18 protein-coding genes are annotated in these 22,584 nt (G+C 69.9%); 4 read left to right on the top strand and 14 right to left on the bottom strand.

The features are described from left to right. Window positions 1–24 precede the first annotated feature (24 nt). The 6 genes from purH to ACSP50_RS03960 form a co-directional block, all read right to left on the bottom strand. Window positions 25–1,584 (bottom strand): bifunctional phosphoribosylaminoimidazolecarboxamide formyltransferase/IMP cyclohydrolase, encoded by a 1,560-nt coding sequence (purH, locus tag ACSP50_RS03985; protein ID WP_014687867.1) that lies wholly within the window; start codon window positions 1,582–1,584, stop codon window positions 25–27. Then, window positions 1,581–2,198, bottom strand: a complete 618-nt coding sequence (gene purN / locus ACSP50_RS03980) for a phosphoribosylglycinamide formyltransferase (protein WP_014687866.1) — start codon at window positions 2,196–2,198, stop codon at window positions 1,581–1,583. The genes purH and purN overlap by 4 nt, the downstream gene beginning before the upstream one ends. 45 nt (window positions 2,199–2,243) lie before the next feature. After that, window positions 2,244–3,683 (bottom strand): DUF6350 family protein, encoded by a 1,440-nt coding sequence (locus ACSP50_RS03975; RefSeq protein WP_014687865.1) that lies wholly within the window; start codon window positions 3,681–3,683, stop codon window positions 2,244–2,246. Between the two features lie 113 nt (window positions 3,684–3,796). Beyond that, on the bottom strand, window positions 3,797–4,678 hold the full coding sequence (gene sucD / locus ACSP50_RS03970; RefSeq protein ID WP_014687864.1) for a succinate--CoA ligase subunit alpha: 882 nt from the start codon (window positions 4,676–4,678) through the stop codon (window positions 3,797–3,799). 4 nt (window positions 4,679–4,682) lie between these two features. Further along, on the bottom strand, window positions 4,683–5,861 hold the full coding sequence (gene sucC, locus ACSP50_RS03965; protein ID WP_014687863.1) for an ADP-forming succinate--CoA ligase subunit beta: 1,179 nt from the start codon (window positions 5,859–5,861) through the stop codon (window positions 4,683–4,685). Between the two features lie 465 nt (window positions 5,862–6,326). Next, window positions 6,327–6,740, bottom strand: coding sequence for a cobalamin B12-binding domain-containing protein (locus tag ACSP50_RS03960; protein ID WP_014687862.1), 414 nt, complete (start codon window positions 6,738–6,740; stop codon window positions 6,327–6,329). 371 nt (window positions 6,741–7,111) lie between these two features. Between ACSP50_RS03960 and ACSP50_RS03955 the strand changes: the two genes are divergently transcribed. Both ACSP50_RS03955 and ACSP50_RS03950 read left to right on the top strand, forming a co-directional pair. Next, window positions 7,112–7,864 (top strand): M23 family metallopeptidase, encoded by a 753-nt coding sequence (locus tag ACSP50_RS03955; protein ID WP_014687861.1) that lies wholly within the window; start codon window positions 7,112–7,114, stop codon window positions 7,862–7,864. Between the two features lie 269 nt (window positions 7,865–8,133). Further along, entirely contained in the window at window positions 8,134–8,931 is a 798-nt protein-coding gene (locus ACSP50_RS03950) for a M23 family metallopeptidase (RefSeq protein ID WP_014687860.1), read from the top strand. Here the strand turns inward: ACSP50_RS03950 and pcrA are convergent. Then, the gene (gene pcrA / locus ACSP50_RS03945; RefSeq protein WP_231956859.1) at window positions 8,928–11,396 is read right to left on the bottom strand and encodes a DNA helicase PcrA; all 2,469 of its coding nucleotides are present in this window, start codon (window positions 11,394–11,396) and stop codon (window positions 8,928–8,930) included. The genes ACSP50_RS03950 and pcrA overlap by 4 nt on opposite strands. Window positions 11,397–11,563: 167 nt before the next feature. On the opposite strand from pcrA, the gene ACSP50_RS03940 reads away from it, so the two are divergent. Both ACSP50_RS03940 and ACSP50_RS03935 read left to right on the top strand, forming a co-directional pair. Beyond that, complete coding sequence (locus ACSP50_RS03940; protein WP_014687858.1) at window positions 11,564–13,405, top strand: bifunctional UDP-sugar hydrolase/5'-nucleotidase; 1,842 nt, start codon at window positions 11,564–11,566, stop codon at window positions 13,403–13,405. Window positions 13,406–13,874: 469 nt separating this feature from the next. Then, window positions 13,875–14,156 carry a chorismate mutase gene (locus ACSP50_RS03935; protein WP_052311870.1) on the top strand — a complete coding sequence of 94 codons (282 nt, stop codon included), beginning with the start codon at window positions 13,875–13,877 and terminating at the stop codon, window positions 14,154–14,156. Window positions 14,157–14,526: 370 nt separating this feature from the next. Here the strand turns inward: ACSP50_RS03935 and ACSP50_RS03930 are convergent, their stop codons facing one another. The 7 genes from ACSP50_RS03930 to ACSP50_RS03900 all read right to left on the bottom strand — a co-directional run bounded on the left by ACSP50_RS03930 (window position 14,527) and on the right by ACSP50_RS03900 (window position 22,452). Further along, window positions 14,527–15,534, bottom strand: coding sequence for an ABC transporter ATP-binding protein (locus tag ACSP50_RS03930; protein WP_014687856.1), 1,008 nt, complete (start codon window positions 15,532–15,534; stop codon window positions 14,527–14,529). After that, a complete protein-coding gene (locus tag ACSP50_RS03925; RefSeq protein WP_043510804.1) occupies window positions 15,527–16,543 on the bottom strand; it encodes an ABC transporter ATP-binding protein in 1,017 nt (338 codons plus the stop codon). Before ACSP50_RS03925 ends, ACSP50_RS03930 begins: the two co-directional genes overlap by 8 nt. 114 nt (window positions 16,544–16,657) lie before the next feature. Continuing rightward, window positions 16,658–17,596: an ABC transporter permease gene (locus ACSP50_RS03920; RefSeq protein ID WP_014687854.1), complete on the bottom strand. Its 939-nt coding sequence runs from the start codon at window positions 17,594–17,596 to the stop codon at window positions 16,658–16,660. Then, window positions 17,589–18,515, bottom strand: a complete 927-nt coding sequence (locus ACSP50_RS03915; RefSeq protein ID WP_014687853.1) for an ABC transporter permease — start codon at window positions 18,513–18,515, stop codon at window positions 17,589–17,591. Before ACSP50_RS03915 ends, ACSP50_RS03920 begins: the two co-directional genes overlap by 8 nt. A 130-nt stretch (window positions 18,516–18,645) precedes the next feature. Next, window positions 18,646–20,280 (bottom strand): ABC transporter substrate-binding protein, encoded by a 1,635-nt coding sequence (locus tag ACSP50_RS03910; RefSeq protein WP_014687852.1) that lies wholly within the window; start codon window positions 20,278–20,280, stop codon window positions 18,646–18,648. 247 nt (window positions 20,281–20,527) lie between these two features. Continuing rightward, window positions 20,528–21,193 (bottom strand): response regulator transcription factor, encoded by a 666-nt coding sequence (locus ACSP50_RS03905; protein WP_014687851.1) that lies wholly within the window; start codon window positions 21,191–21,193, stop codon window positions 20,528–20,530. Beyond that, window positions 21,190–22,452 carry an ATP-binding protein gene (locus ACSP50_RS03900; RefSeq protein ID WP_231956858.1) on the bottom strand — a complete coding sequence of 421 codons (1,263 nt, stop codon included), beginning with the start codon at window positions 22,450–22,452 and terminating at the stop codon, window positions 21,190–21,192. Before ACSP50_RS03900 ends, ACSP50_RS03905 begins: the two co-directional genes overlap by 4 nt. Between the last annotated feature and the right edge of the window lie 132 nt (window positions 22,453–22,584).

Genomic DNA, 22,584 nt, shown 5'->3' with positions numbered 1-22,584 from the left:
GCCCCCGGCCTCTCGGCTGCGGTGTCAGTGGAAGAAGTGCCGCGTGCCGGTGAAGTAGACGGTCAGGCCGGCCTTCTCGGCGGCCTCGATCACCAGGTTGTCGCGGATCGAGCCGCCGGGCTGGACGACCGCCTTGACGCCGGCCTCGATCAGCACCTCCAGGCCGTCCGGGAACGGGAAGTACGCGTCCGAGGAGGCGACGCTGCCGGCCGCCCGCTCGGCGCCGGCCCGGGCCACCGACAGTTTCGCCGAGTCGACCCGGTTGACCTGGCCCATCCCGATGCCGACCGCGGCGCCGTCCTTGGCCAGCAGGATCGCGTTGCTCTTCACGCCGCGGATCGCCCGCCACGCGAAGACCAGATCGCGCAGCACCTCGGGCGACGCCGGGGCACCGGTGGCCAGGGTCCAGCCGGACGGGTCGTCGCCGGTCGCGTCGATCCGGTCGGCCGCCTGCACCAGCATGCCGCCGCCGACCTGCTTCACCTCGGCCGGCGGCGGGTTCCACGCCGGGGCGACCAGGATGCGCAGGTTCTTCTTCTCGCGCAGGATCTCCAGGGCCTCGGGCGCGAAGGCCGGCGCCACGATCACCTCGGTGAAGATCTCCGCGACCTGGCGGGCCAGCTCGGCGGACACCTCCTGGTTGACCGCGATCACACCGCCGAACGCGGAGACCGGGTCACACTCGTGCGCCTTGCGGTGCGCCTCGGCCACGTCCGCGCCGATCGCGACGCCGCACGGGTTGGCGTGCTTGATGATCGCCACGGCCGGCTCGGTGAAGTCGTTGGCACTGCGCCACGCGGCGTCCGCGTCGACGTAGTTGTTGTACGACATCTCCTTGCCGTGCAGCTGCTCGGCCTGGGCGAGGCCGGCGGGCGCGGCGGGGTCGAGGTAGAGGGCGGCCTGCTGGTGCGGGTTCTCCCCGTACCGCAGGGTGTCCTGCTTGCGCAGAGCGATCCCGGCGAAGTCCGGCCAGTCCGCGGGCGCCAGGGTGCTGGCCGTCCAGTTCGCCACCGCGATGTCGTACTCCGCGATGTTGATGAACGCCGTGGAGGCCAGCGCTTTGCGCTGGTTCAGCGTGAACCCGCCGTCGCGCAGCGCGGAGAGGATCGACGGGTAGCCCGCGGTGGAGACCACCACCGCGACCGACGCGTGATTCTTCGCCGCGGCCCGCACCATCGCCGGGCCACCAATGTCGATCTTGGCGATGCACTCCTCCTCGCCGGCCCCGGAGGCGACCGTCTCGGAGAACGGGTAGAGACTGCTGACCAACAGGTCGAACGGCTCGATCCCGTGCTCGGCCAGCTCCGCCGCATGGCTCTCCAGCCGCAGGTCGGCGAGCAGACCGGCGTGCACCTTCGGGTGCAGCGTCTTCACCCGGTCGCTGAGGATCTCCGGGAAGCCGGTCAGATCCTCGACCCGGGTCACCGGCACGCCGGACTTCTCCACGGTCGACGCGGTCGAGCCGGTCGAGACGATCTCGACGCCGGCCGCGTGCAGCGCCTGGGCGAGCTCGACGATGCCCGCCTTGTCCCACACGCTCAGCAGCGCCCGCTTGATCGGACGGCGGCCCTCATCGGTGCTCACGGAATCCGTACCTTCCTGTTCTCAATGGTCCAGCCCTCCCGGACCAGGCGGCCGACGAAGTCGACCAGCTGGGCCCGCTCGGCCACCTTGATCCGCTCGGTCAGCGTCTCCTCCGTGTCGTCGTCGAGCACGGGGACGCTGACCTGGGCGATGATCGGTCCGGTGTCGACGCCGGCGTCGACGAAGAAGAGCGTCGCCCCGGCCAGCTTCACGCCGTAGGCGAGCGCGTCGCGTGGCCCGTGGATACCGGGGAACGACGGCAGCAGCGCGTTGTGGGTGTTGATGTAGCGGTCGCCGAACGCGTCCAGGAACTGCTTGCCGACCAGTTTCAGGAACCCGGCCGAGATGACCAGGTCGGGCCGGTGCGCGGCGACGTGCGCGGTGAGCGCCGCGTCCCAGTCGTCGCGGGTCGGATACGCCTTGACCGCGTCGACGAAGGTGGGGACACCGGCCGCGGCGGCGTGGTCGAGACCGGCGATGCCGTCCCGGTCGGCGCCGACCGCGACCACCTCGGCGCCATACGCCGGGTCGCGGGTGGCTTCGAGCAGGGCTTGCAGGTTGCTGCCCGATCCGGAGATCAGGACGACCAGGCGGGCGGGCGCGGGCGCAGTCACCTGAGCACCCTATCCGGGCAGCTCAGGTCAACCGAAATCGGGCGGTTACCGCCGGCCGTTCGGACGACGCTTCGGGCGCGGCTCGCGGAAGATGCGGGCCGCCGACGCTCCCAGGATCACCGAGATCGCCGCGACGATCGCCGCGACCAGGCCCACCGACCAGGCTGCCGGGCCGATCTGAGCCAGCCGGCCGTCCCCCACCGGGCCGCCGGAGAGCGCGGCGAGCACGCCCAGCACCACGCCGGCCACCGGACCGGCCAGCAGACCCGCGCCGAGCAGCAGCGACCAGGCCGGTTCCGGGGCGTCCGCGCCGGAACCCGGCCCGGGCCGCCAGGCGTGCGCCCGGCCGTACCGCAGCCGCTGGGTGAGCACCCAGCCGGCCACCGCGCCGGCGATCACCGGCAGGGCGAGCAGCAGCGCGCCGGCGCCGCCCACCGGACCGTTCGGCAGGCCGGCCAGCAGCGGCAGGGTGGGCAGGTCGTGCACGGTGAGCTGGGTGAGCCGGATCACCGAGCCGGTGCCGAGCGCGAAGCCCGGCCCGAGCAGATAGGCGGTGGACCAGATCGCCGCGTTCCCCGCGTAGGCGACGCTGACCAGGGTGATTCCGGCCTGTCCGGCGACCCCGGTGTGATAGGCCGAGATGATTTTGGCGGCATCGCCGCCGCCCAGGGCCACCGACAGGCCGCCGACCGCGGCGCCCGCCCCGACCATCAGGAACGCCGCGACCAGGCCGGTCCGCACCCCGTGCCGCACCACGACCGGGACCCGCCGGGCCAACGTGGTCACCGCGTCGCTGCCGCGCAGCGCACCGATCAGCGCCCCGGCCACGCCGAGGGCGAGAAAATCGGACGCGGCGCGGGCGGTGGAGACATCCGTGCCGCGACCGTCGATCAGGTGGGCGGTCAAGGCGCCGATTGCCGCGTACGTCCCACCGACGCACGCCGCGACCAGCAGCGCCGCGCCGACCCCGCCGGAGTGCCGGGCCCCGATCGCCCGGGTCACGTGCAGCCCGGCCCGGCCGAGCCGCCACAGCACCAGCACGGTGAGCAGCAGCGGGGCCAGCCCGAGTGACCCGATCGAGGTGCCGATCGGCACCCCGTGGCCGAGCAGCCAGGCGGCCGCCCCGGCCTTGGCCGCGCCGGCCAGCCCACCCTGGCCCTCCAGGGTGCGGGCCAGCCCGAGCGCCGCGGCGACCGGAAGGTAGCTGAGCAGGGCCGCCCAGATCGTGGCGAAGGCGACCGCGACCGGGAGCGGGGCCCGCCCGGCACGATCCGGCGGGCGGCGCTGCACCGGCACCCGGACGGTCTCCCGGCGGCCGAGCATCGCCTCGTCCACCACGACGGTGTCCCGGGTGCCCGGCGTCGGCTCGTCGCGCTGATCGGCGTCGATCGGCGGGGCCTCGGTGTCCCGCACGACAGACTGCAGCGCCTCGGCGACCGCGAACGGGTCCTCCGAGCCGCCGGGACGGTCGGTTGTGCTGGGCATCGCGACCTACCTTGTCACGCCGTGGCACTCACGGCGATGCAGATACGACGGCGCGCCGCCGATCGGGTCGTATCGACCCGGCCCGCGGCGCGCCGTTGCTGCCGAATCGATGGTCAGCTCATGATCTCGCGCATGAGCCGCGCGGTCTCGCTCGGCGTCTTGCCGACCTTGACGCCGGCCGCCTCGAGCGCCGCCTTCTTCGCGTCGGCGGTGCCGGCCGAGCCGGAGATGATCGCGCCGGCGTGGCCCATGGTCTTGCCGGGCGGGGCGGTGAAGCCGGCGATGTAGCCGACCACCGGCTTGGTCACGTTCGCCTTGATGAACTCGGCGGCCCGCTCCTCGGCGTCGCCACCGATCTCACCGATCATGACGATCGCGTCGGTGTCCGGGTCGTCCTGGAACGCCTTCAGCGCGTCGATGTGGGTGGTCCCGATCACCGGGTCGCCGCCGATCCCGACCGCGGTCGAGAAACCGAAGTCGCGCAGCTCGTACATCAGCTGGTAGGTCAGCGTGCCGCTCTTGCTGACCAGGCCGATCCGGCCCTGCGGGGTGATGTCGGCCGGGATGATGCCGGCGTTCGAGGCGCCCGGCGAGGCGATGCCCGGGCAGTTCGGGCCGATGATCCGGGTCTTCTCACCCTTGCTGACGTTGTACGCCCAGAAGGCGGCCGAGTCCTGCACCGGGACGCCCTCGGTGATCACCACGGCGAGCGGGATCTCGGCGTCGATCGCCTCGACCACCGCGGCCTTGGTGAACGCCGGCGGCACGAAGATGACCGACACGTCGGCGCCGGTCTCCTTGATCGCCTCGGCGACGGTGGCGAACACCGGCAGCTCGGTGCCGTCGAAGTCCACCTTGGTGCCGGCCTTGCGCGGGTTCACCCCGCCGACCACGTTGGTGCCGGCGGCGAGCATCCGGCGGGTGTGCTTGGAGCCCTCCGAGCCGGTGATGCCCTGGACGATGACCTTGGAGTCCTTGGTGAGCCAGATAGCCATTAGTTCACTTCCCCGCAGCCGCGAGCTCGGCGGCGCGCGCGGCCGCTCCGTCCATCGTGTCGACCCGCTCGACCAGCGGGTTGTTGGCGCCGTCGAGGATGGCGCGGCCGGCCTCGGCGTTGTTGCCGTCGAGGCGTACGACGAGCGGCTTGGTCACCGTCTCGCCGCGCTCGGCCAGCAGGGCGAGAGCCTGGATGATGCCGTTGGCCACCGCGTCACAGGCGGTGATACCGCCGAAGACGTTCACGAAGACCGACTTGACCGCCGGGTCGCCGAGAACGATCTCCAGGCCGTTCGCCATCACCTGGGCGCTGGCGCCGCCGCCGATGTCGAGGAAGTTCGCCGGCTTGACGTTGCCGTGCTTCTCCCCGGCGTAGGCGACCACGTCGAGGGTCGACATGACCAGGCCCGCACCGTTGCCGATGATGCCGACCTCGCCGTCGAGCTTGACGTAGTTGAGGTTCTTCGCCTTGGCCGCCTGCTCGATCGGGTCGACCGCGGACTTGTCCTCGAGCGCCTCGTGGTCGGGGTGCCGGAAGCCGGCGTTCTCGTCCAGGGTGACCTTGGCGTCCAGCGCCAGCACCCGGCCGTCGCCGACCTTGGCCAGCGGGTTGACCTCGACCAGCAGCGCGTCCTCGGCGACGAACGCCTGCCACAGCTTCACCGCGATGTCGACCACCTGGTCGGCGACGTCGGCCGGGAACTTGGCGGCGGTGACGATCTCGCGCGCCTTCGCCTCGTCGACACCCTTGCTCGCGTCGATCGCGACCTTGGCGACCCGCTCCGGGTCCTCCTCGGCGACCGTCTCGATCTCCATGCCGCCGGCGACGCTGGCGATGCAGAGGAAGGTGCGGTTCGCCCGGTCCAGCAGGTAGGAGAAGTAGTACTCCTCCTTGATGTCGGCCGTCTCGGCCAGCATCACCTTGTGGACCGTGTGGCCCTTGATGTCCATGCCCAGGATGTCGGTCGCACGGGCCTCCGCCTCGTCCGCACCGTCAGCCAGCTTGACGCCGCCGGCCTTGCCCCGGCCGCCGACCTTGACCTGCGCCTTGACGACGACCTTGCCACCGAGTCGCTCGGCGATCGCCCGGGCCTCCTGCGGGGTCTCGGCGACACCGCCGCCCAGCACGGGCAGCCCGTGCCGTTCGAACAGGTCGCGCCCCTGATACTCGAACAGGTCCACGTGTCTCCTTTCGCTCGCGACGCCAAGCGCCGGCAAGCCGCACCGTTGCGTCCCGACCTGTTGTATGCGCGGCGCGTCGCAGTGGCGCCGCCAGCGTGAGGAATCGTCGGCCATCCGGAAATGGCCGTCATCCGCAGACTAGCGACCGAATCGGGCCCTGTGCCCGCGCGGGTAGACGGTGTGCAAGACCACACACTGGAGGGACGAAATCGCAGCTCCGGGACGGTCGGGGCGGCTGTGTACGGCAGTGGCCCCCGGGACCGCTCGCGAGAGTGTTCGAAAAAAGTCACGACACCGTGCGTAACCCGCGAGAGAAGGCCCTCGTTGAGTGTGATGTCGGCGGGGTGCTACTCGGGCCCGCGGACAAGAAAGCGGCCGATGCCCTGTCGGTCGAGGGGTGGCGGCGGGGCATCGCGCATAGAGGGGCCGGACGTGTGAGGGGTGCGTCCGGCCTCTCCCTATGCTCTAGAGCTGGCCGGCGGGCTGGGTCCCGACATTGGCGCGAACCCATTCGATGATGGATGCGGTTGTGGCACCCGGCGTGAATACCTTGGCTACACCGAGTGATTCCAATTCCGTGATGTCGTCCTCCGGAATGATGCCGCCACCGAATACCACGATGTCGGCGGCGTCGCGCTCGGCGAGCAGTTCCACCACCCGGCGGAACAGCGTCATGTGCGCCCCGGACAGGACCGACAGGCCGACCGCGTCGGCGTCCTCCTGAATCGCGGTCTCGACGATCTGCTCGGGCGTCTGGTGCAGCCCGGTGTACACGACCTCCATGCCGGCGTCGCGGAGCGCGCGCGCCACCACCTTGGCCCCCCGGTCGTGCCCGTCCAGCCCCGGCTTCGCGACGACGACCCTGATCCGTGCTTGCATGCCAACCCCTCTTCGGTGTCCACCTGAACGAACGGTAACCCGCCGCGGCGGGCCTCGGGTAGCAGCCTGGGCCAGGACACGGCCCAGGAATGGTTACCCCGGTCACATTACTTTCCGCTAAATAGGAGATCACGCACGGTCGCTAATCCCCTCCTAAGGAAAGCTAGCCAATTCGGACAATAGCTGATCAATACCGGCGTGGAACTGTCACGAAAATGGCGCTGCGACTTGTGACCGGGCTGCCGTTTCGTTACCGTGGCCACGGCTCTCGCACAGGTTCACCCCACCGCGAGGACCCGGCCAACACTCGTTAACCGCTTGACGGCGGGTTTCGAGGGTGCCGCCGCAATGCCACCGACGGAGGGTTGTTCGTGCGCCAGCGCTTGTCGTCTGAGCCCGATCGCTATCGCGGCCGGCGTCGCGTGCCCACCCCTCCACGCAGCCGCTACGCCGCCGTCGGCGCGGCCGCCTTCGTCGGAGCCGGGATCGTCGCCATCGGCGCCGCGTCCAACCTGCCCGACTCCAAAACGGTCAACCCGGACGTGCTGTCCAGCCTCGACCAGGCGCAGACCCAGGTCGCCGCGGACGCCCTGCAGAACCGCGCCGGCACCCACGCCTCCCGCAGCGAGAACCGGGACGCCGCCGCCAAGGCGACGACCAAGCTCTCCGACGACGAGGTTGCCGACGCCTACCTGCTGCCGCTCGACGACTACGAGTTCACCGCCCCGTTCGGTGTCCGGTTCGGCAAGCTGCACGCCGGCATCGACCTGGCCGCCCCCGACGGCACGCCGTACAAGGCGATCCACGCCGGCGAGGTGACCGCGGCGGGCTACAACGGCGGCTACGGCTACTCGATCACCGTCAAGCAGAGCGACGGCACCGAGGTCATCTACGCCCACTCCCGGCGCCTGCTGGTGAAAAAGGGTGACACGGTCAAGGCCGGCCAGGTGATCGGCGAGGTCGGCAACACCGGCTACTCCTACGGGACGCACCTGCACCTGGAGATCCACGTCGGCGGTACGCCGGTCGACCCGATCTCCTTCCTCAAGCCGCACGGGGTGGACATCCAGCTCCAGCTCGAATCCGTGTACGCCGCCCAGGCCGCGTCCCTCGCCGCCTCCTGAGGCCGCTTCCCGCGCGACCTGCCCGGCCGGTTGCTACCTGCCCTGTCCGCTTGCTTCCCGCCCGGCCTCCCGGCTGCTTGCCACCGGCCTGTCCCGTTGCCTCCCGCCCGGCCTCCCGACTGCTTGCCACCGGCCTGTCCCGTCGCCTCCCGCCCGGCCTCCCCGGTTGCGACTCGGTTGAATCGGTTGCCGACTCCCTCAGTGCCCCCGGCCCCGGGCCGACAGAACCGTGACAACAGCGATCACGGTTCGTCGGGAGGAACCCTCGCGTGGGGCAGACAGCGACACCGGGCAGCACCGGACGGCACCGCCAGGAACGCCTGCACCGGCACCGCGCCCCCGCCTTCCCGGCCCTGTTCGCCACCCGCGGCCGCTCCGCCGTCTCACTCACCGCGCTGACCGCCACCCTGGCCACCGGGATCGGCGTGGCCGGTGCGGCCGCCTCGGCCGCCCCCGTGCACCAGCACGCCACCTCCGGCGGGCACACCGCCGCGCACCCGTACGCCGCGCTGCCGATCGTCCCGCCACCCGGTGACGACGCCCCGGCCAAGACCCACCCGGAGCTCCAGCACACCGGCGACGAGGTCAGCGTGGGCCGCCCCGCGCCCGATCCGGTCAAGCGGGCGGAAAAGCCGGTCGCCGTGGCCGCGGCCACCGGCACCTGGGTCGACCCGAACCCGACCGCCCGGGTCACCTCCTGCTTCGGCGAACGCTGGGGCCGCCTGCACGCCGGCGTCGACCTGGCCGCCCCGGACGGCACCCCGATCGTCGCGGCCGGCGCCGGCGTCGTGGTCCGCGCCGGCGTCGCCGAGGGCTACGGCAACGCGGTGCTGATCGACCACGGCAACGGGTGGCTCACCCATTACGGCCACCTGTCCCGCATCACGGTGGCCGTCGGCCAGGTGGTGCGGGCCGGCGAGCAGATCGGCAACGAGGGCTCGACCGGCCACTCGACCGGTCCACACCTGCACTTCGAGGTGCACGAGGGTTACTACAAGAACCCGGTCGAACCCACCGCCTGGATGCACCGGCACGGGGTGGACATCGCCGGCTGCGACACCTTCTAGATCTTTTCGATCGGGGCGTGCCGCAGGATCAGCCACATCACCTGGTCGCCGAAGTCGATCTGGGCGCGGGCGCCCGGCCCGTGTCCCTCGACCGCTACCACCCGGCCCAGGCCGTACCGCTGATGGTTGACCCGGTCGCCGGCCTCCACCTTCGGTGCCTGCTTGAGCTCGCTGGCGGTGGACAGCCGGCTGGCGTCGATGCCGAGCCGCTCGGCGATCCGCTGCGCTTTCGGGGTGCCGCCGGCGAAGCCGCCGCCGCGCTGCCGGTCGCCGCCGCCGCGGCCGCCCACCCCGCCCCCGGTGCCGGACCACGACGTGTACGACCCGCCGGTGCGCTCCCAGCGGACCAGCTCGGCCGGCAGCTCGTCGGTGAACCTCGACGGCGGGTTGTACTGCGGCTGGCCCCAGGCCGACCGGGTGACCGCCCGGGACAGGTAGAGCCGCTGCCGGGCCCGGGTGATCCCGACGTAGGCCAGCCGGCGCTCCTCCTCCAGCTCGGAGTTGTCGGACATGGCGCGCATGTGCGGGAAGACGCCGTCCTCCAGCCCGGTCAGGAAGACCACCGGGAACTCCAGGCCCTTGGCGGTGTGCAGTGTCATCAGGGTGACCACACCCTGGTGGTCGGGGTCGTCGGAGGGGATCTGGTCGGCGTCGGCGACCAGCGCCACCTGCTCCAGGAAGCCGGCCAGGGACGCGACCGGCGCCTCCGGATCGTCCTCGCCGGCCTGGGTCTCCACCCGCTCGGTGTACTCCCGGGCGACGCTGACCAGCTCCTGCAAGTTCTCCACCCGGCCCTGGTCCTGCGGGTCGAGGCTCTCCTCCAGCTCGGTGAGCAGGCCGGAGCGCTGCAGCACCGCCTCCAGCACCGCCTCCGGCGCTTCGGTCAGCGACATCTCCCGCAGGTCGTCGAGGATCTGCACGAAGTCGGCGATGCTGTTGGCCGCGCGGGTGGAGATGCCCGGGGCGGTCCGCGCGTGACGCAGTGCCTGGCCGAACGAGATCCGGTCCCGGTTCGACAGCGCCTCGACGCAGGCCTCGGCGCGATCGCCGATCCCCCGCTTCGGGGTGTTCAATACCCGGCGGATGCTGACCGTGTCGTCCTCGTTGACGATCGCGCGCAGGTAGGCCAGCGCGTCGCGGACCTCCTTACGCTCGTAGAAGCGCACCCCGCCGACCACCTTGTAGGGCAGACCGACCCGGATGAACACCTCCTCGAAGACGCGGGACTGGTTGTTGGTGCGGTAGAAGACGGCGACGTCGCCGGGGCGCACCTCGTGCCGGTCGGACAGCCGGTCGATCTCCCGGGCCACCCAGTCGGCCTCGGCGTGCTCGGTGTCCGCGACGTAGCCGACGATCTGCTCGCCGGCGCCCTGGTCGCTCCAGAGCCGTTTCGGTTTGCGCGAGGTGTTCCGGTCGATCACCGCGTTGGCCGCGGACAGGATGGTCTGGGTGGAGCGGTAGTTCTGCTCCAGCAGGATGGTGCGGGCGGACGGGTAGTCCCGCTCGAACTCCAGGATGTTGCGGATCGTGGCGCCGCGGAACGCGTAGATCGACTGGTCGGCGTCACCGACCACGCAGAGCTCGGACGGGTCCTGATCGTCGCGGCCGACCAGCTCGCGGATCAGCATGTACTGCGCGACGTTGGTGTCCTGGTACTCGTCGACCAGCACGTGCCGGAAGCGGCGGCGGTAGGCCTCGGCGACCAGCGGGTGCGACTGGAACAGGTGCACGGTGGCCATGATGATGTCGTCGAAGTCCAGCGCGTGCGCCTCCTTGAGGCGGCGCTGATACAACTCGTACGCCTCGGCGACGGCCCGTTCGTTCGGCCCCTTCGCCTTGGCCTTGAACTCCTCCGGGTCGACCAGCTCGTTCTTCAGGTTCGACACCTGGGCGGCCAGGCCACGCGCGGTGTAGCGCTTCGGGTCGAGATCGAGCTCGCGGGCGACCATCTGCATCAGCCGGCGCGAGTCGTCCGCGTCGTAGATGGAGAAGGTGCTCTTCAGCCCGGCGTGCTCATGCTCGGCGCGCAGGATCCGGACGCAGGCCGAGTGGAACGTCGACACCCACATCAGCCGGGCGCGCGGACCGATCAGGTGGGCGACCCGCTCCTTCATCTCGCCGGCCGCCTTGTTGGTGAACGTGATCGCGATGATCTCGCCGGGGTGCACGTCCCGCGCGGCCAGCAGGTAGGCGATCCGGTGGGTGAGGACCCGGGTCTTGCCGGAGCCGGCGCCGGCCACGATCAGCAGGGGGCCGCCGGCGTGGGTCACCGCGTCGCGCTGCGGGCCGTTCAGCCCCTCGAGCAGCGCCTCCGGGTCGACCCGCCGACGCGGCCGCTCGGGCTGCCGGACGGCCGGCGCGACGGGCCGCAGCGTCGCGGCCACCGGGGCCGGCGGGGCGGCGGCGGCAGCCGTCTCGGGCAGCGGGAACAGGGCGTCATCGGAAGGTTCAGAGGAAGGTCGCATCGCGGGAGCCAGTGTATGCCGACCCCCCGACAGGAAATCGCACCGGAACGGCACCGCATCGGCGTTCAGCAATCTAGTTGACACCTCGAAGCGGTGGCGCCGGAACCGCCGATCCACCAGGCTGATCACGAGGTTGAACGTCCACTGACGATGAGGGATCGACTATCATGACTTCTCCGCTGCGGCGGCGGGTGGCCGTTCCGGCCGTCGCGCTGGCCGTCGTCGGCGCGCTCTCCACGGCGCCCGCCCAGTCGGCCGCCGCCGCGCCGCCCGCCGAGTTCGTCCCGGTGTCCGCGTCGTACGGCGCCTCACCCGGCACCCCCGTGGTGAAGGGCCGGATTCTCAGCTACAACGACTTCCACGGCGCGATCGACCCGCCGACCGGCGGCGGTGCGGTGGTCAACGCCGGCGGCACCAGCACCCCGGCCGGCGGTGTGGAACACCTCGCCACCTATCTGAAGAGGCTGCGCGCCGAGGCGGCGGCGCAGGGCCGGCAGACCATCACGGCCGGCGCGGGCGACCTGATCGGGGCCAGCCCGCTGGTCAGCGCCGCGTTCCACGACGAGCCGACGATCGAGCTGATGAACACGGTCGGCCTGCAGGTGAGCTCGGTCGGCAACCACGAGTTCGACGAGGGCGTCGCCGAGCTGATCCGGATGCAGCGCGGTGGGTGCCACCCGGTCGACGGCTGCCAGGACGGCGACGGCTTCGGCGGGGCGAAATTCCACTACCTCGCGGCCAACACCATCGACAACAGGACCGGGCTGCCGATCCTGCCGCCGATCGACATCAAGTACGTGGGTGGCGTGCCGGTCGGCTTCATCGGCCTCACCCTGGAGGGCACCGCCGGCATCGTGAACCCGGCCGGCATCAAGAACGTGCACTTCACCGACGAGATCGTCACCGCCAACAGGTGGAGCAACATCCTCAAGCTGTTCGGGGTCAAGGCCCAGGTGCTGCTCCTGCACGAGGGCGGCGCGCAGGCGACCGTGACGCCCACCGCGGGCGTCTCGGACTGCACCGGCTTCACCGGCGCGGTGGTGCCGATCGTGGCCGGGCTCAACCCGGACATCAGCATCGTGGTCTCCGGGCACACCCACCGGTTCTACAGCTGCAAGCTGCCCAACAAGGCGGGTACCGACACCGTGGTCACCAGCGCCGGCACCAACGGTCAGCTGATCACCGACATCGATTACTCGCTGGACAAGCGGACCGGGAAGTTCACCGAGATCACCGCGAAGAACGTGATCGTGGAGAACGGCGTCCCGGACGGCAACGGCGGCTGGAAGAAGGACGCGACCGGCGTCTACCTGAAGAACCCGGACACCGTCGACCCGGCCGCCAAGAAGGTCGCCGACAAGTACCGGGTCGCGGTGGCCCCGCTGGCCAACAAGGTGATCGGCACCATCTCCGGTGACATCCCGCGCAGCAACAACGCGGCCGGCGAGAGCCCGCTCGGCGACGTGATCGCCGACGCCCAGCTCACCTACACCACCGCGGCCACAGCGCAGATCGCGCTGATGAACCCGGGCGGCATCCGGGCCGACCTGGACGCCGACCAGTCCTCCGGCGGCGAGGCGTACGGCCAGGTCACCTACGGCGAGGCGTTCACCGTCCAGCCGTTCAACAACCTGGTCACCACCGAGCCGCTCACCGGCGCCCAGCTCAAGGAGGCGCTGGAGCAGCAGTTCGCCGGCTACGCCAAGCAGACCACCACCAAGATCCTGCAGGTCTCGGCCGGCTTCACCTACACCTGGAGCGCGTCCGCCCCGCTCGGCTCGAAGGTCAGCAATCTGGCGCTGAACGGCACGCCGATCGACCCGGCCGCCACCTACCGGGTCACCATGAACAACTTCCTGGCCAACGGCGGCGACGGCTTCACCAACCTGGTCGTCGACCCGGCCAAGGTGGTCACCGCGCCCGGCTTCGACATCGACGCGCTCACCGCCTACCTGGCCACCGGCACCGTCCAGCCCGGCCCGGCCAACCGGATCACCACCACCCCCTGACCGTCGCGGATCCGGCCCGGCCTTCCCGCCGGGCCGGTCTTCGGGCAGTTCACCACCCTTGCGCGGTACGTCGTCAGCACCCCCGCCACGCACCATTCCCAACGTTCGGGCGGTTTCCTTGCGGCGGCATCCGGGAGCGGGGCATACTCGGCTCGTGATCCAGCAGGCGCGATTTTTTTACTACGGCCCCGGAAGTCCGGCAGCCGTGGGTCGCCCCTGATCGACAGACCTACTTCAAGCCCCGGGCTTCCACGGCCCGGGGCTTGTTGCTTCCCGGGCCGGGCCGTCCGGGCGATCATCCGAGGAGCACGACATGACCGCCGACGTGATGAACCCGTCCACCGACGCCGCCCGCCCCACCACGCCACCGTCCACCGACGCCGCCCGCCCCACCACGCCGCCGACCCCCGACGCCGCCCCGCCCGCGTCCACACCGGCGGCCGCGACCGACAAGGCGGCTGCCGCGGCGATCGCCCTGGACGCGTCGACCGGCGCCGGCCGCCCGCTGGCCGCCGACGAGATCCGCGCCCTGCGCGAACGGATCGACGAGATCGACCAGGCCATCATCGACCTCTGGCAGGAGCGTTCCCGCCTCTCCCAGGAGGTCGGCAAAACCCGGATGGCCTCCGGCGGCACCCGCCTGGTCCTCGCCCGCGAACGCGAGATCGTCGACCGCTTCCGCGCCGCCCTGGGCCCGGACGGCACCCAGGTCGCCCTCCTCCTGCTCCGCTCCGGCCGCGGCCCGCTGTAACCTGGCTCCGCTTCGCTACGCGGGCAAAACGCCTGGTAACCGGTGAGTTGACAGCCGATTTCTCGTCGCCGCAAAACCGGCGGCGGGAAATCGTCTGCCAACTCACCGGCGGCGTTTTACGGCGGCCAAAATCGTCGTGCCCGGGAGCGGCGGGAGCAGCGATCAGTTATGGGCCGGAGTGCACGACATCTGCTTCATGAATTTGATCTTTACCTGCGTCGGTGACCTTGAATTGGCTGCGCTGATCCGCCGACGAGCGGCAAGCAGAAGGCCGGGCCGAAAGATCGGCCCGGCCTCGCTCTGTAGCAACCGAAGACGCCCTGGCTTGCTTTGGTAGCAGCCGGAAGACGCCCAACTCTATCGATATCGGTCAGCGGCCTCTGACGACATCCCGGATTTCGGCGAAGTGGCAGGCGCTGGGGTGCGGGGACCGCTCGCGGATCTGGAGGAGCGGCTCCTGCTGGGCGCAGATGTCCTGCGCCTTCCAGCAGCGGGTGCGGAAACGGCATCCCGAGGGCGGGTTGGCCGGCGAGGGCACGTCGCCCTCCAGCACGATCTGGTCGCGGTGGCCGCGCAGGCGCGGGTCCGGGACCGGGACGGCGGAGAGCAGCGCCTGCGTGTACGGGTGCGTGGGCTGCTCGTAGATCGCCTGGTCGTGGCCCGTCTCGATGACCTTGCCGAGGTACATGACGGCGACCCGGTCGGAGATGTGCCGGACGACCGAGAGGTCGTGGGCGATGAAGATGTACGACAGGCCGAACTCGTTCTGCAGCCGCTCCAGCAGGTTGATCACCTGGGCCTGGATGGACACGTCGAGCGCCGACACCGGCTCGTCGCAGACGATGATCTCCGGCTTGAGGGCGAGCGCCCGGGCGATGCCGATGCGCTGGCGCTGGCCGCCGGAGAACTGGTGCGGGTAGCGGTTGATGTGGTCGGGGTTGAGGCCGACCGTGTCCAGCAGGTCCTGCACCGCGCGCTGGCGGCCGCCCTTCGGGACCACGTCGGGGTGGATCTCGAACGGCTCGCCGATGATGTCGCCGACCGTCATGCGCGGGTTCAGCGACGTGTACGGGTCCTGCAGCACCATCTGGATGTTGCGGCGGGCCCGGCGCAGTGCGGCGCCTTTCAACCTGACCATGTCCTCGCCGCGGACGTTGATCGAGCCGGCGGTCGGGGTTTCCAGGCCGACCAGCAGTTTCGCCAGGGTCGACTTGCCGCAGCCGGACTCGCCGACGACGCCCAGGGTTTCGCCGCGACGCAGGTGCAGGTCGACACCGTCGACCGCCCGGACCGCGCCGACCTTGCTCTTGAAAACGATGCCCTGGGTGATCGGGAAGTGCTTGACCAGGCCCTTGGCTTCGAGGACGACGTCACTCACCGATGACCTCCCGGAAGAAGTGGCAGCGCGCCGTGCGGTGCGGCTGGACCGAAACCTGGTACGGCGGCGGTGGCGGGTCCTGACGGCAGGCGTCCCGCGCGTACGCGCACCGGGGGTTGAAGGCGCACCCCTTGGGCACGTCGGTCAGCGCCGGCGGCAGGCCGCGGATGACGCTGAGCTGCTGTCCCTTCATGTCGAGCCGGGGAATCGACTCGAGCAGGGCCTTGGTGTACGGGTGGGCCGGACGCGCGTAGATGTCGTAGACCGGCGCCTCCTCGACGACCTTGCCCGCGTACATCACCGAGATCCGGTCGGCCACGTCCGCGACCACGCCCATGTCGTGCGTGATCAGGATCAGGCCCATGTTGCGCTGCCGCTGCAGGTCGGCGAGCAGGCCCATGATCTGCGCCTGCACGGTGACATCGAGCGCCGTGGTGGGCTCGTCGGCGATCAGCACCTCCGGGTCGAGCGCCAGCGCCATGGCGATCATGACGCGCTGCCGCATGCCGCCGGAGAACTGGTGCGGGTAGTCGTCGACCCGGGTCCGCGCGCCGGGGATCTTGACCTGGTCGAGCAGGTCGATCGAACGGCGCTTGGCCTCGGCCCGCGAGATCCCGCGGTGCTTGCGGAACAGCTCGCCCAGCTGGAAACCGACCGTGTAGACCGGGTTCAGTGCGGAGAGCGCGTCTTGGAAGATCATCGCGATCCGGTTGGCCCGGACCTTGCGCCGCTGGTCCTCCGGCAGCTTCTGCAGGTCGACGCCGCGGTACTTGATCTGGCCCTGGGTGACGTACCCCGGCGGGGTGTCCAGGATGCCCATGATCGCCTGAGCGGTCACCGACTTGCCGCAGCCGGACTCGCCGAGGATCGCCAGCGTCTCGCCCGGGGAGAGCCAGAAGTTGGCGCCGTTGACGGCCTTGGCCACACCGTAGTTCGTTCGGAACTCGACGTGCAGGTCGTTCACTTCGAGCAGGGGTGCGCGAGGGTCGACGCCCGGTAGGACGTCCATCTGCGCCTTGATATCCGTCACAGTGTCTCCTTTGGCATGCCCTCGTGGCCCTCACCTGCGAGGTAGCAGGCAGCCACCGGGAGCTGCCGTTCGGTGCAGTCGGTCATGCCGGTGTCACCGCAACTTCGGGTCGAAAGCGTCACGCACGGCGTCGCCGAGCATGATGAAGGCGAGCACGGTCACGCCGAGGAAGGCGGCCGGCCACACCAGGGGCCACGGCTCGATCCGGGCGAACCCGCTGGCGTCGGAGATCATGATGCCCCAGCTGATGGCACTGCCCTTGAGCCCGACCCCGAGGAAGGACAGGGTCGCCTCGCTGGAGATGTTGATGCCGAGCAGCAGGGTGAGCAGCACGATGTAGGACGCGATGGAGTTCGGCAGAATGTGCCGGAAGACCAGCCGGCCCGGGGTCGCCCCGAGCATCCGGGCGGCCGCCACGTAGTCCTGGTTCTTCGACGAGATGACCGCGGAGCGCATCACCCGCGCGCCCGACGTCCAGGCCAGCAGGCCCAGGGTGAGGGTCACCGCCATGATGCCGTCACTGCCCGCACCGGCGGAGAGCCGGCGGGACAGCACGATGCCGGCGAGCAGGAACGGCACGCCCAGCATGATGTCGACGAAGCGGGACAGGATCGCGTCCACCCAGCCGCCGTAGTAGCCGGTGGCCAGGCCGAAGACGAGGCCGATGACACCGGCCAGCAGAGTGGAGAGCACACCGACGATGATCGAGTTGCGAGCACCGTAAACGGTCTTGGCGTAGACGTTGCAGCCCTGGAAGTCGAACCCGAACGGGGCACCGCTCCTCGGGCCCTTGAACTGGTTGGGAAGGACGCAGTAACGCGGGTCGGCGGAGGTGAACAGCGTCGGGAAAGCCGCCATCACCAGGATCGCCACCACCAGCACGACGGCGACCCAGAAGATCTTGCGCTTGCGCAGATCGTCCCAGGCGTCGGCGGCGAGGCTGCGCGGCTTGTCCTTCTTGACCGGGCCGTGCGGAACGTTCGGCTGACCGCCCGGCGCCTCGGCCGCGGTCACGGTGTTCAGGTCACTCATAACGGATCCTCGGGTCGAGGGCGGCGTACAGCAGGTCGACGAGCAGGTTGATGAACAGGAACAGGATCACCAAGATGCTCACGAAACCGACCACGAGCGGGCCGTCCTCGGTCCGGATCGCCCGGGCGAGGTTGAAGCCGACCCCGGGGATGTTGAAGACGTGCTCGGTCACGATGGCGCCGGCCATCAGCGTGCCCAGGTCGACGCCGATCAGCGTGATCACCGGGATCAGCGAGTTGCGCAGCACGTGCACCCAGATGACCCGCATCCGGGTCAGGCCCTTGGCCCGCGCGGTACGGACGTAGTCGGCGCGCAGGTTCTCCACGACCGAGGTCCGGGTGACCCGCATCTCGGGGGCGACCACGATGCAGGCGAGCACGATGGCCGGCAAAAGCAGTTGCGTGAAAGTCGCGTCACGTGTTGCGGTAGCCGTGAACCAGTGCAACTGCATAGCGAACACGAGCTGGAACAGCGGCGCGATCACCACGATCGGCATGGCCAGCAGGATCAGGGTGAGCAGCAGCGAGGAGTTGTCGAAGATGCCGCCCCGCTTGATCGCGGAGTACACGCCGGCGGTGATCGAGAAGACGGCGGCCATCACGATGGCGATCACGGCGAGCCGGAGGGTGACCGGCCACGCATCGGCCATCATCTGGCTGATCTTCCGGCCGGTCAGGGACATGCCGAGGTCCCCGGTGAGCAGGCCCTTGATGTAGTACCAGTACTGCCCGAAGAATCCTTCGTCGAGATGGTATCGCTGAGTGAGCGCCAGGCGCTGACTCGCAGTGATCGGACGTTCGCCGACCAGCGCCTGGATGGGGTCGGTCTGGTTGGCGAACACCAGGGCGAAGAGCAGGAAGGTGGACCCGAAAAAGGTCAACACCATCTGCAGTAAGCGCCGCACGATGTAGCGGAACATGTGGGATTAGCCTCTTCCGCGGAAGAGCGCCGGCCTCGTGAGCACGGCGACGGGGTGAGGGTGGGTAACGCAGTGGTGGCGCCACGGTTTCACATTCTCCGTGACGCCACCACCGGTCAAGCGGTCGAAACTACTTCACGACCTCGATCTTGCTGAGGTCGACGCGCGAGTACAGGTCGACGTTCACGTTCGAGACCTTCTCGGAGTGGCCGAACACGTTCTGCTGCGTGTAGATCGGCATGACCGGCAGGTCCTTGCCGAGGATGTCCTCAGCCGCCTGCCACTTCTTCACGGCATCGTCCGTGGTGGGCGCCGCAGAACCCTCCTTGACCAGGTTGTCGAAGGTCGGGTTGCTGTAGCCGTAGTAGTTCGAGGAACCGCCCGTGCTGTACAGCGGGCCGAGGTAGTCCTCCATCAGCGGGTAGTCCATGACCCAGCCGAGCCGGATGAGGCCGATCGGGGTCTTGGCCTCCGCCTTCTTCAGCAGGTCGGCGAACTTCGGCTCACCGACGCCGGTGCAGTTCACACCCAGGGACGCCTTGATCTGGTTGCACAGCGCGTCGATCCAGGGCTTGTGGCCACCGTCGGCGTTGTACGTGATCTTGATGTCCTTCGGACCGTTGGCCGCGGTGTAGAGCTCCTTGGCCTTGGTCGGGTTGTATGTGCAGTTCTCGCCACAGGTGTTGTCGCGGTAACCGGGAACGACCGGGGAGACGAAGGAGGTCGCCGGAACCCGGGAGCCGAGGAAGATCTGGTCGCTGATCTCCTGGCGGTTGATCGCCATGGACAGCGCCTGGCGGACCCGGACGTCCGAGAACTCCTTCTCGAAGGTCGGGAAGCCGATGTAGCCGAACCCGGACATCGGGCTCTTCTTGAACCGGTCACCCAGGTCGGCCGAGGCCTTGGCCAGGCTTTCGATCGGGATGGTGGTCTGCACGTCGACGTGGCCGTCGGTCAGATCGGCGTACTCCGCGTTGAGGTCCTGGTAGACCTTCCAGGTGATGCCGTCGATCTTCGGCACCGCGCCCTTGTAATCGGCGACCTTCTCGACCACGAGCTGGGAGTCGTGCTCCCACTTGCCCTTCAGCTTGAAGGGGCCGTTGCCGATCAGGGCGTCCTCGAAGCCGTCGGCCAGCTTGCCCTCGGAGGCCCAGGCGGCCTTCGGCAGCGGCAGGAAGCAGTCATAGGCCATGACCGTTTCCCAGCCGGCGAACGGCGCGTCGAGGGTGATGGTGAAGGTCGAGTCGTCGACCTTCTTCAGACCGGTCAGGGTCTTCGCCTTGGGGTCCGGCGCCTTCTTCGGGCCGGCGCCGTCCGGGTCGACCGACTGCAGGTCGCCGTAACCGGCGATGTGCTGGAAGAAGGACGACGCGTTCTGGCCGTTCGGCCCGTAGGCGCCGTAGTTCCACGCGTTGATGTAGTTGTCCGAGGTGACCGGCTCACCGTTGCTGAAGGTGTAGCCGGACTTCAGCTTCACGGTCCAGGTGGTGTTGGTCTTGTCGGGCGTGATCGACTCGGCGGCGACCAGGGTCGGCTCGTTCTTGTCGTCGAATTTGACCAGCGGGGTGAACAGCGACTGCAGAACCTCGGAGCCGCTCGAGTCCGTGGTGTTCGACGGAATCAGGTGCTCCGGCTCGGAGATACCGATAACGACCGTATTCGAAGTGGTCGACTGGTCATCAGACCCGCCGCCACCGCAACCGGCGGCCAACAAGGCGATGGCGGTCGCACCGACCGCCATCTTCCAAGGGCTTTTCCCAGGCATGGGAGTGCCTCCTTCAGGGGCGCTCACGAGGGGTTGTGTGAGTAGCTGCCACTGTGACACAGGGGCACTGAAACCAAAGAGCGCCGTTATCAAGCCGATATTAGCCGTTTACGTCCGTACGCACGCTCAAAGATCGTTCTTTTGGCTGATTCGGCTGGTCTGAGCTGCGAGTACTCCCTGTAGTGCCTGAACGTACACCGAGCGCAGCCGATCGTGTGATTTTCGGTGACGCTCGGTGGACATAACGTCAGACGAGTCGCCGATCAGCCGCCCACCGTGACAACTCGTAGCGGTTGCTCATCTGGAGTTTGCGCAGCACGTTGGAGACATGGGTCTCGACCGTCTTGATCGAGATGAACAGCTCCTTGGCGATCTCCTTGTACGCGTACCCCCGGGCCAGCAGCCGCAGCACCTCGCGCTCGCGGTTGGTCAGCTGGTCCAGCTCCGGGTCGGCGACCGGCACGTCCGGCCGGGAGGCGAACGCGTCCAGCACGAACCCGGCCAGCCGCGGGCTGAACACCGCGTCGCCGTCGGCCACCCGGCGCACCGCGGCGGCCAGCTCGTCCGGTGAGATCGTCTTGGTGACGTAGCCCCGGGCGCCGGCCCGGATCAGGCCGATCACGTCCTCGGCCGCGTCCGACACCGACAGCGCCAGGAACTTGACCTGCGGATGGGTGCGCCGGACCGACTCCAGCACGGCCCGGCCGCCGCCGTCCGGCATGTGCACGTCGAGCAGCACCACGTCAGGCTGGATCTGACCGATCCGGCTGATCGCCTCGGCCACCGTGCTGGCCTCGCCGACCACCTCGACGTGCCGGCCCAGCTCGGCGCGCACCCCGGCGCGGAACATCGCGTGGTCGTCCACCAGGAAGACGGTCAGCCGGCCGGCCGACTGCGTCACGGGCTCGGTCATCTCGACGACTCCTTACCGGCGGTCACGCTCTCCCGGGAGACCGGGAGCGTGAGACGCACCTCCGTACCGTTGCCGGGGGCGCTGCGGATCTCCGCGCGCCCGCCGTGGCGCTGCATGCGCCCGATGATCGAACCACGGACGCCGTGCCGTGTCTCCGCCACACCGCCCAGGTCGAAGCCGGCGCCCCGGTCCCGGACGAAGACGCTCAACTCGTCCGGCTCCACCTCGGCGTAGAGCGACACCGTCTGCACCCCGGCGTGCCGGGCCGCGTTGACCAGCGCCTCACGGGCCGCGGCGACCAGGGCCGCCACCTTCTCGTCGCACTGGGTGTCGCCGACCACCACGGTCTCGACGCTGATCGCGTAGGTGTCCTCCACCTCGGCGGCGGCCTGCTCCAGCGCCGCGGAGAACCGCTCGGTCGGCGAGGCGGTCGGCTTGTAGAGCCAGTTGCGCAGGCTGCGCTCCTGACCCCGGGCCAGCCGCTGGACCTCCTTGATGTCCGCCGAGTTGCGCTGGATCAGGGCCAGCGTGTGCAGCACCTGGTCGTGGATCATCGCGGCCACCTCGGCCCGCTCCTGCTCGCGGATCCGGCCCTCGCGCTCGGCGCGCAGCTGGCCGAACGTGCGCCAGACCAGCGGGGCGACCACCACGCCGACGCCGAGCAGGCCGACCAGCGCGAAGATCATGCCGTTGAAGACCGAGGAGAGCGAGTCGGCCGGCGAGTAGATCGCGACCACGCCGATCACGCCGACCGCGACCAGCACCCCGCCGCCGACGAAGCGCAGCATGAACGAGCGCCGGTCCGTCTCGCCGATGATCGCCGCCATCCAGCCGGACGGCGCGTTCGCGTCGGCCCACTGCTCGCGGCGGCTCGGGTCGGACTGGTGCCAGATCACCCCGGCGCCGACCGCGACCACCGCGATCATCCAGCCCACCGTGGTGCCCACCTGGTCGCCGAAGACCAGGGTCTGCAGCAGCACCACGCCCAGCCCGATCGCGGCGAACGGGAGCAGCGCGCCCAGGTCGCGGCGGGCCGGTTTCTCGTCGAGGCGGGCCTCCTGCGGCAGCACCGCCCAGTAGGCCGCGTAGAGCAGCAGGCCCAGCGCGTTGAATCCGAGCAGCACGACCAGGCTGATCCGCACGGCCAGCACCGGCACGCCCAGGTGGCGCGCCAGCCCGGCGGCGACACCGGCCACGATCCGGTGCTCGCGAGGGCGGTACAGCCGGCGGATCGGCGGCGGTGCGGCGGTAGCGGTCACCCCCCGATCGTCACACGTGCGGCAAGCCCTGGCCACGGGGAAGTCCCCCGGTGTCGGGCGCCGGGATCTCAGGGTGGCCTCAGGGTCGGTTCCTGAGGCGGCTCGGGCCGCGTGGGCCGCAGGATCGGAAGC

The sequence above is a fragment of the Actinoplanes sp. SE50/110 genome (assembly GCF_900119315.1).
Taxonomy (GTDB): Bacteria; Actinomycetota; Actinomycetes; order Mycobacteriales; family Micromonosporaceae; genus Actinoplanes.
The sequence above is the reverse complement of the archived record's forward strand: the minus strand, read 5'-3'. Positions and strand labels throughout refer to the sequence as shown.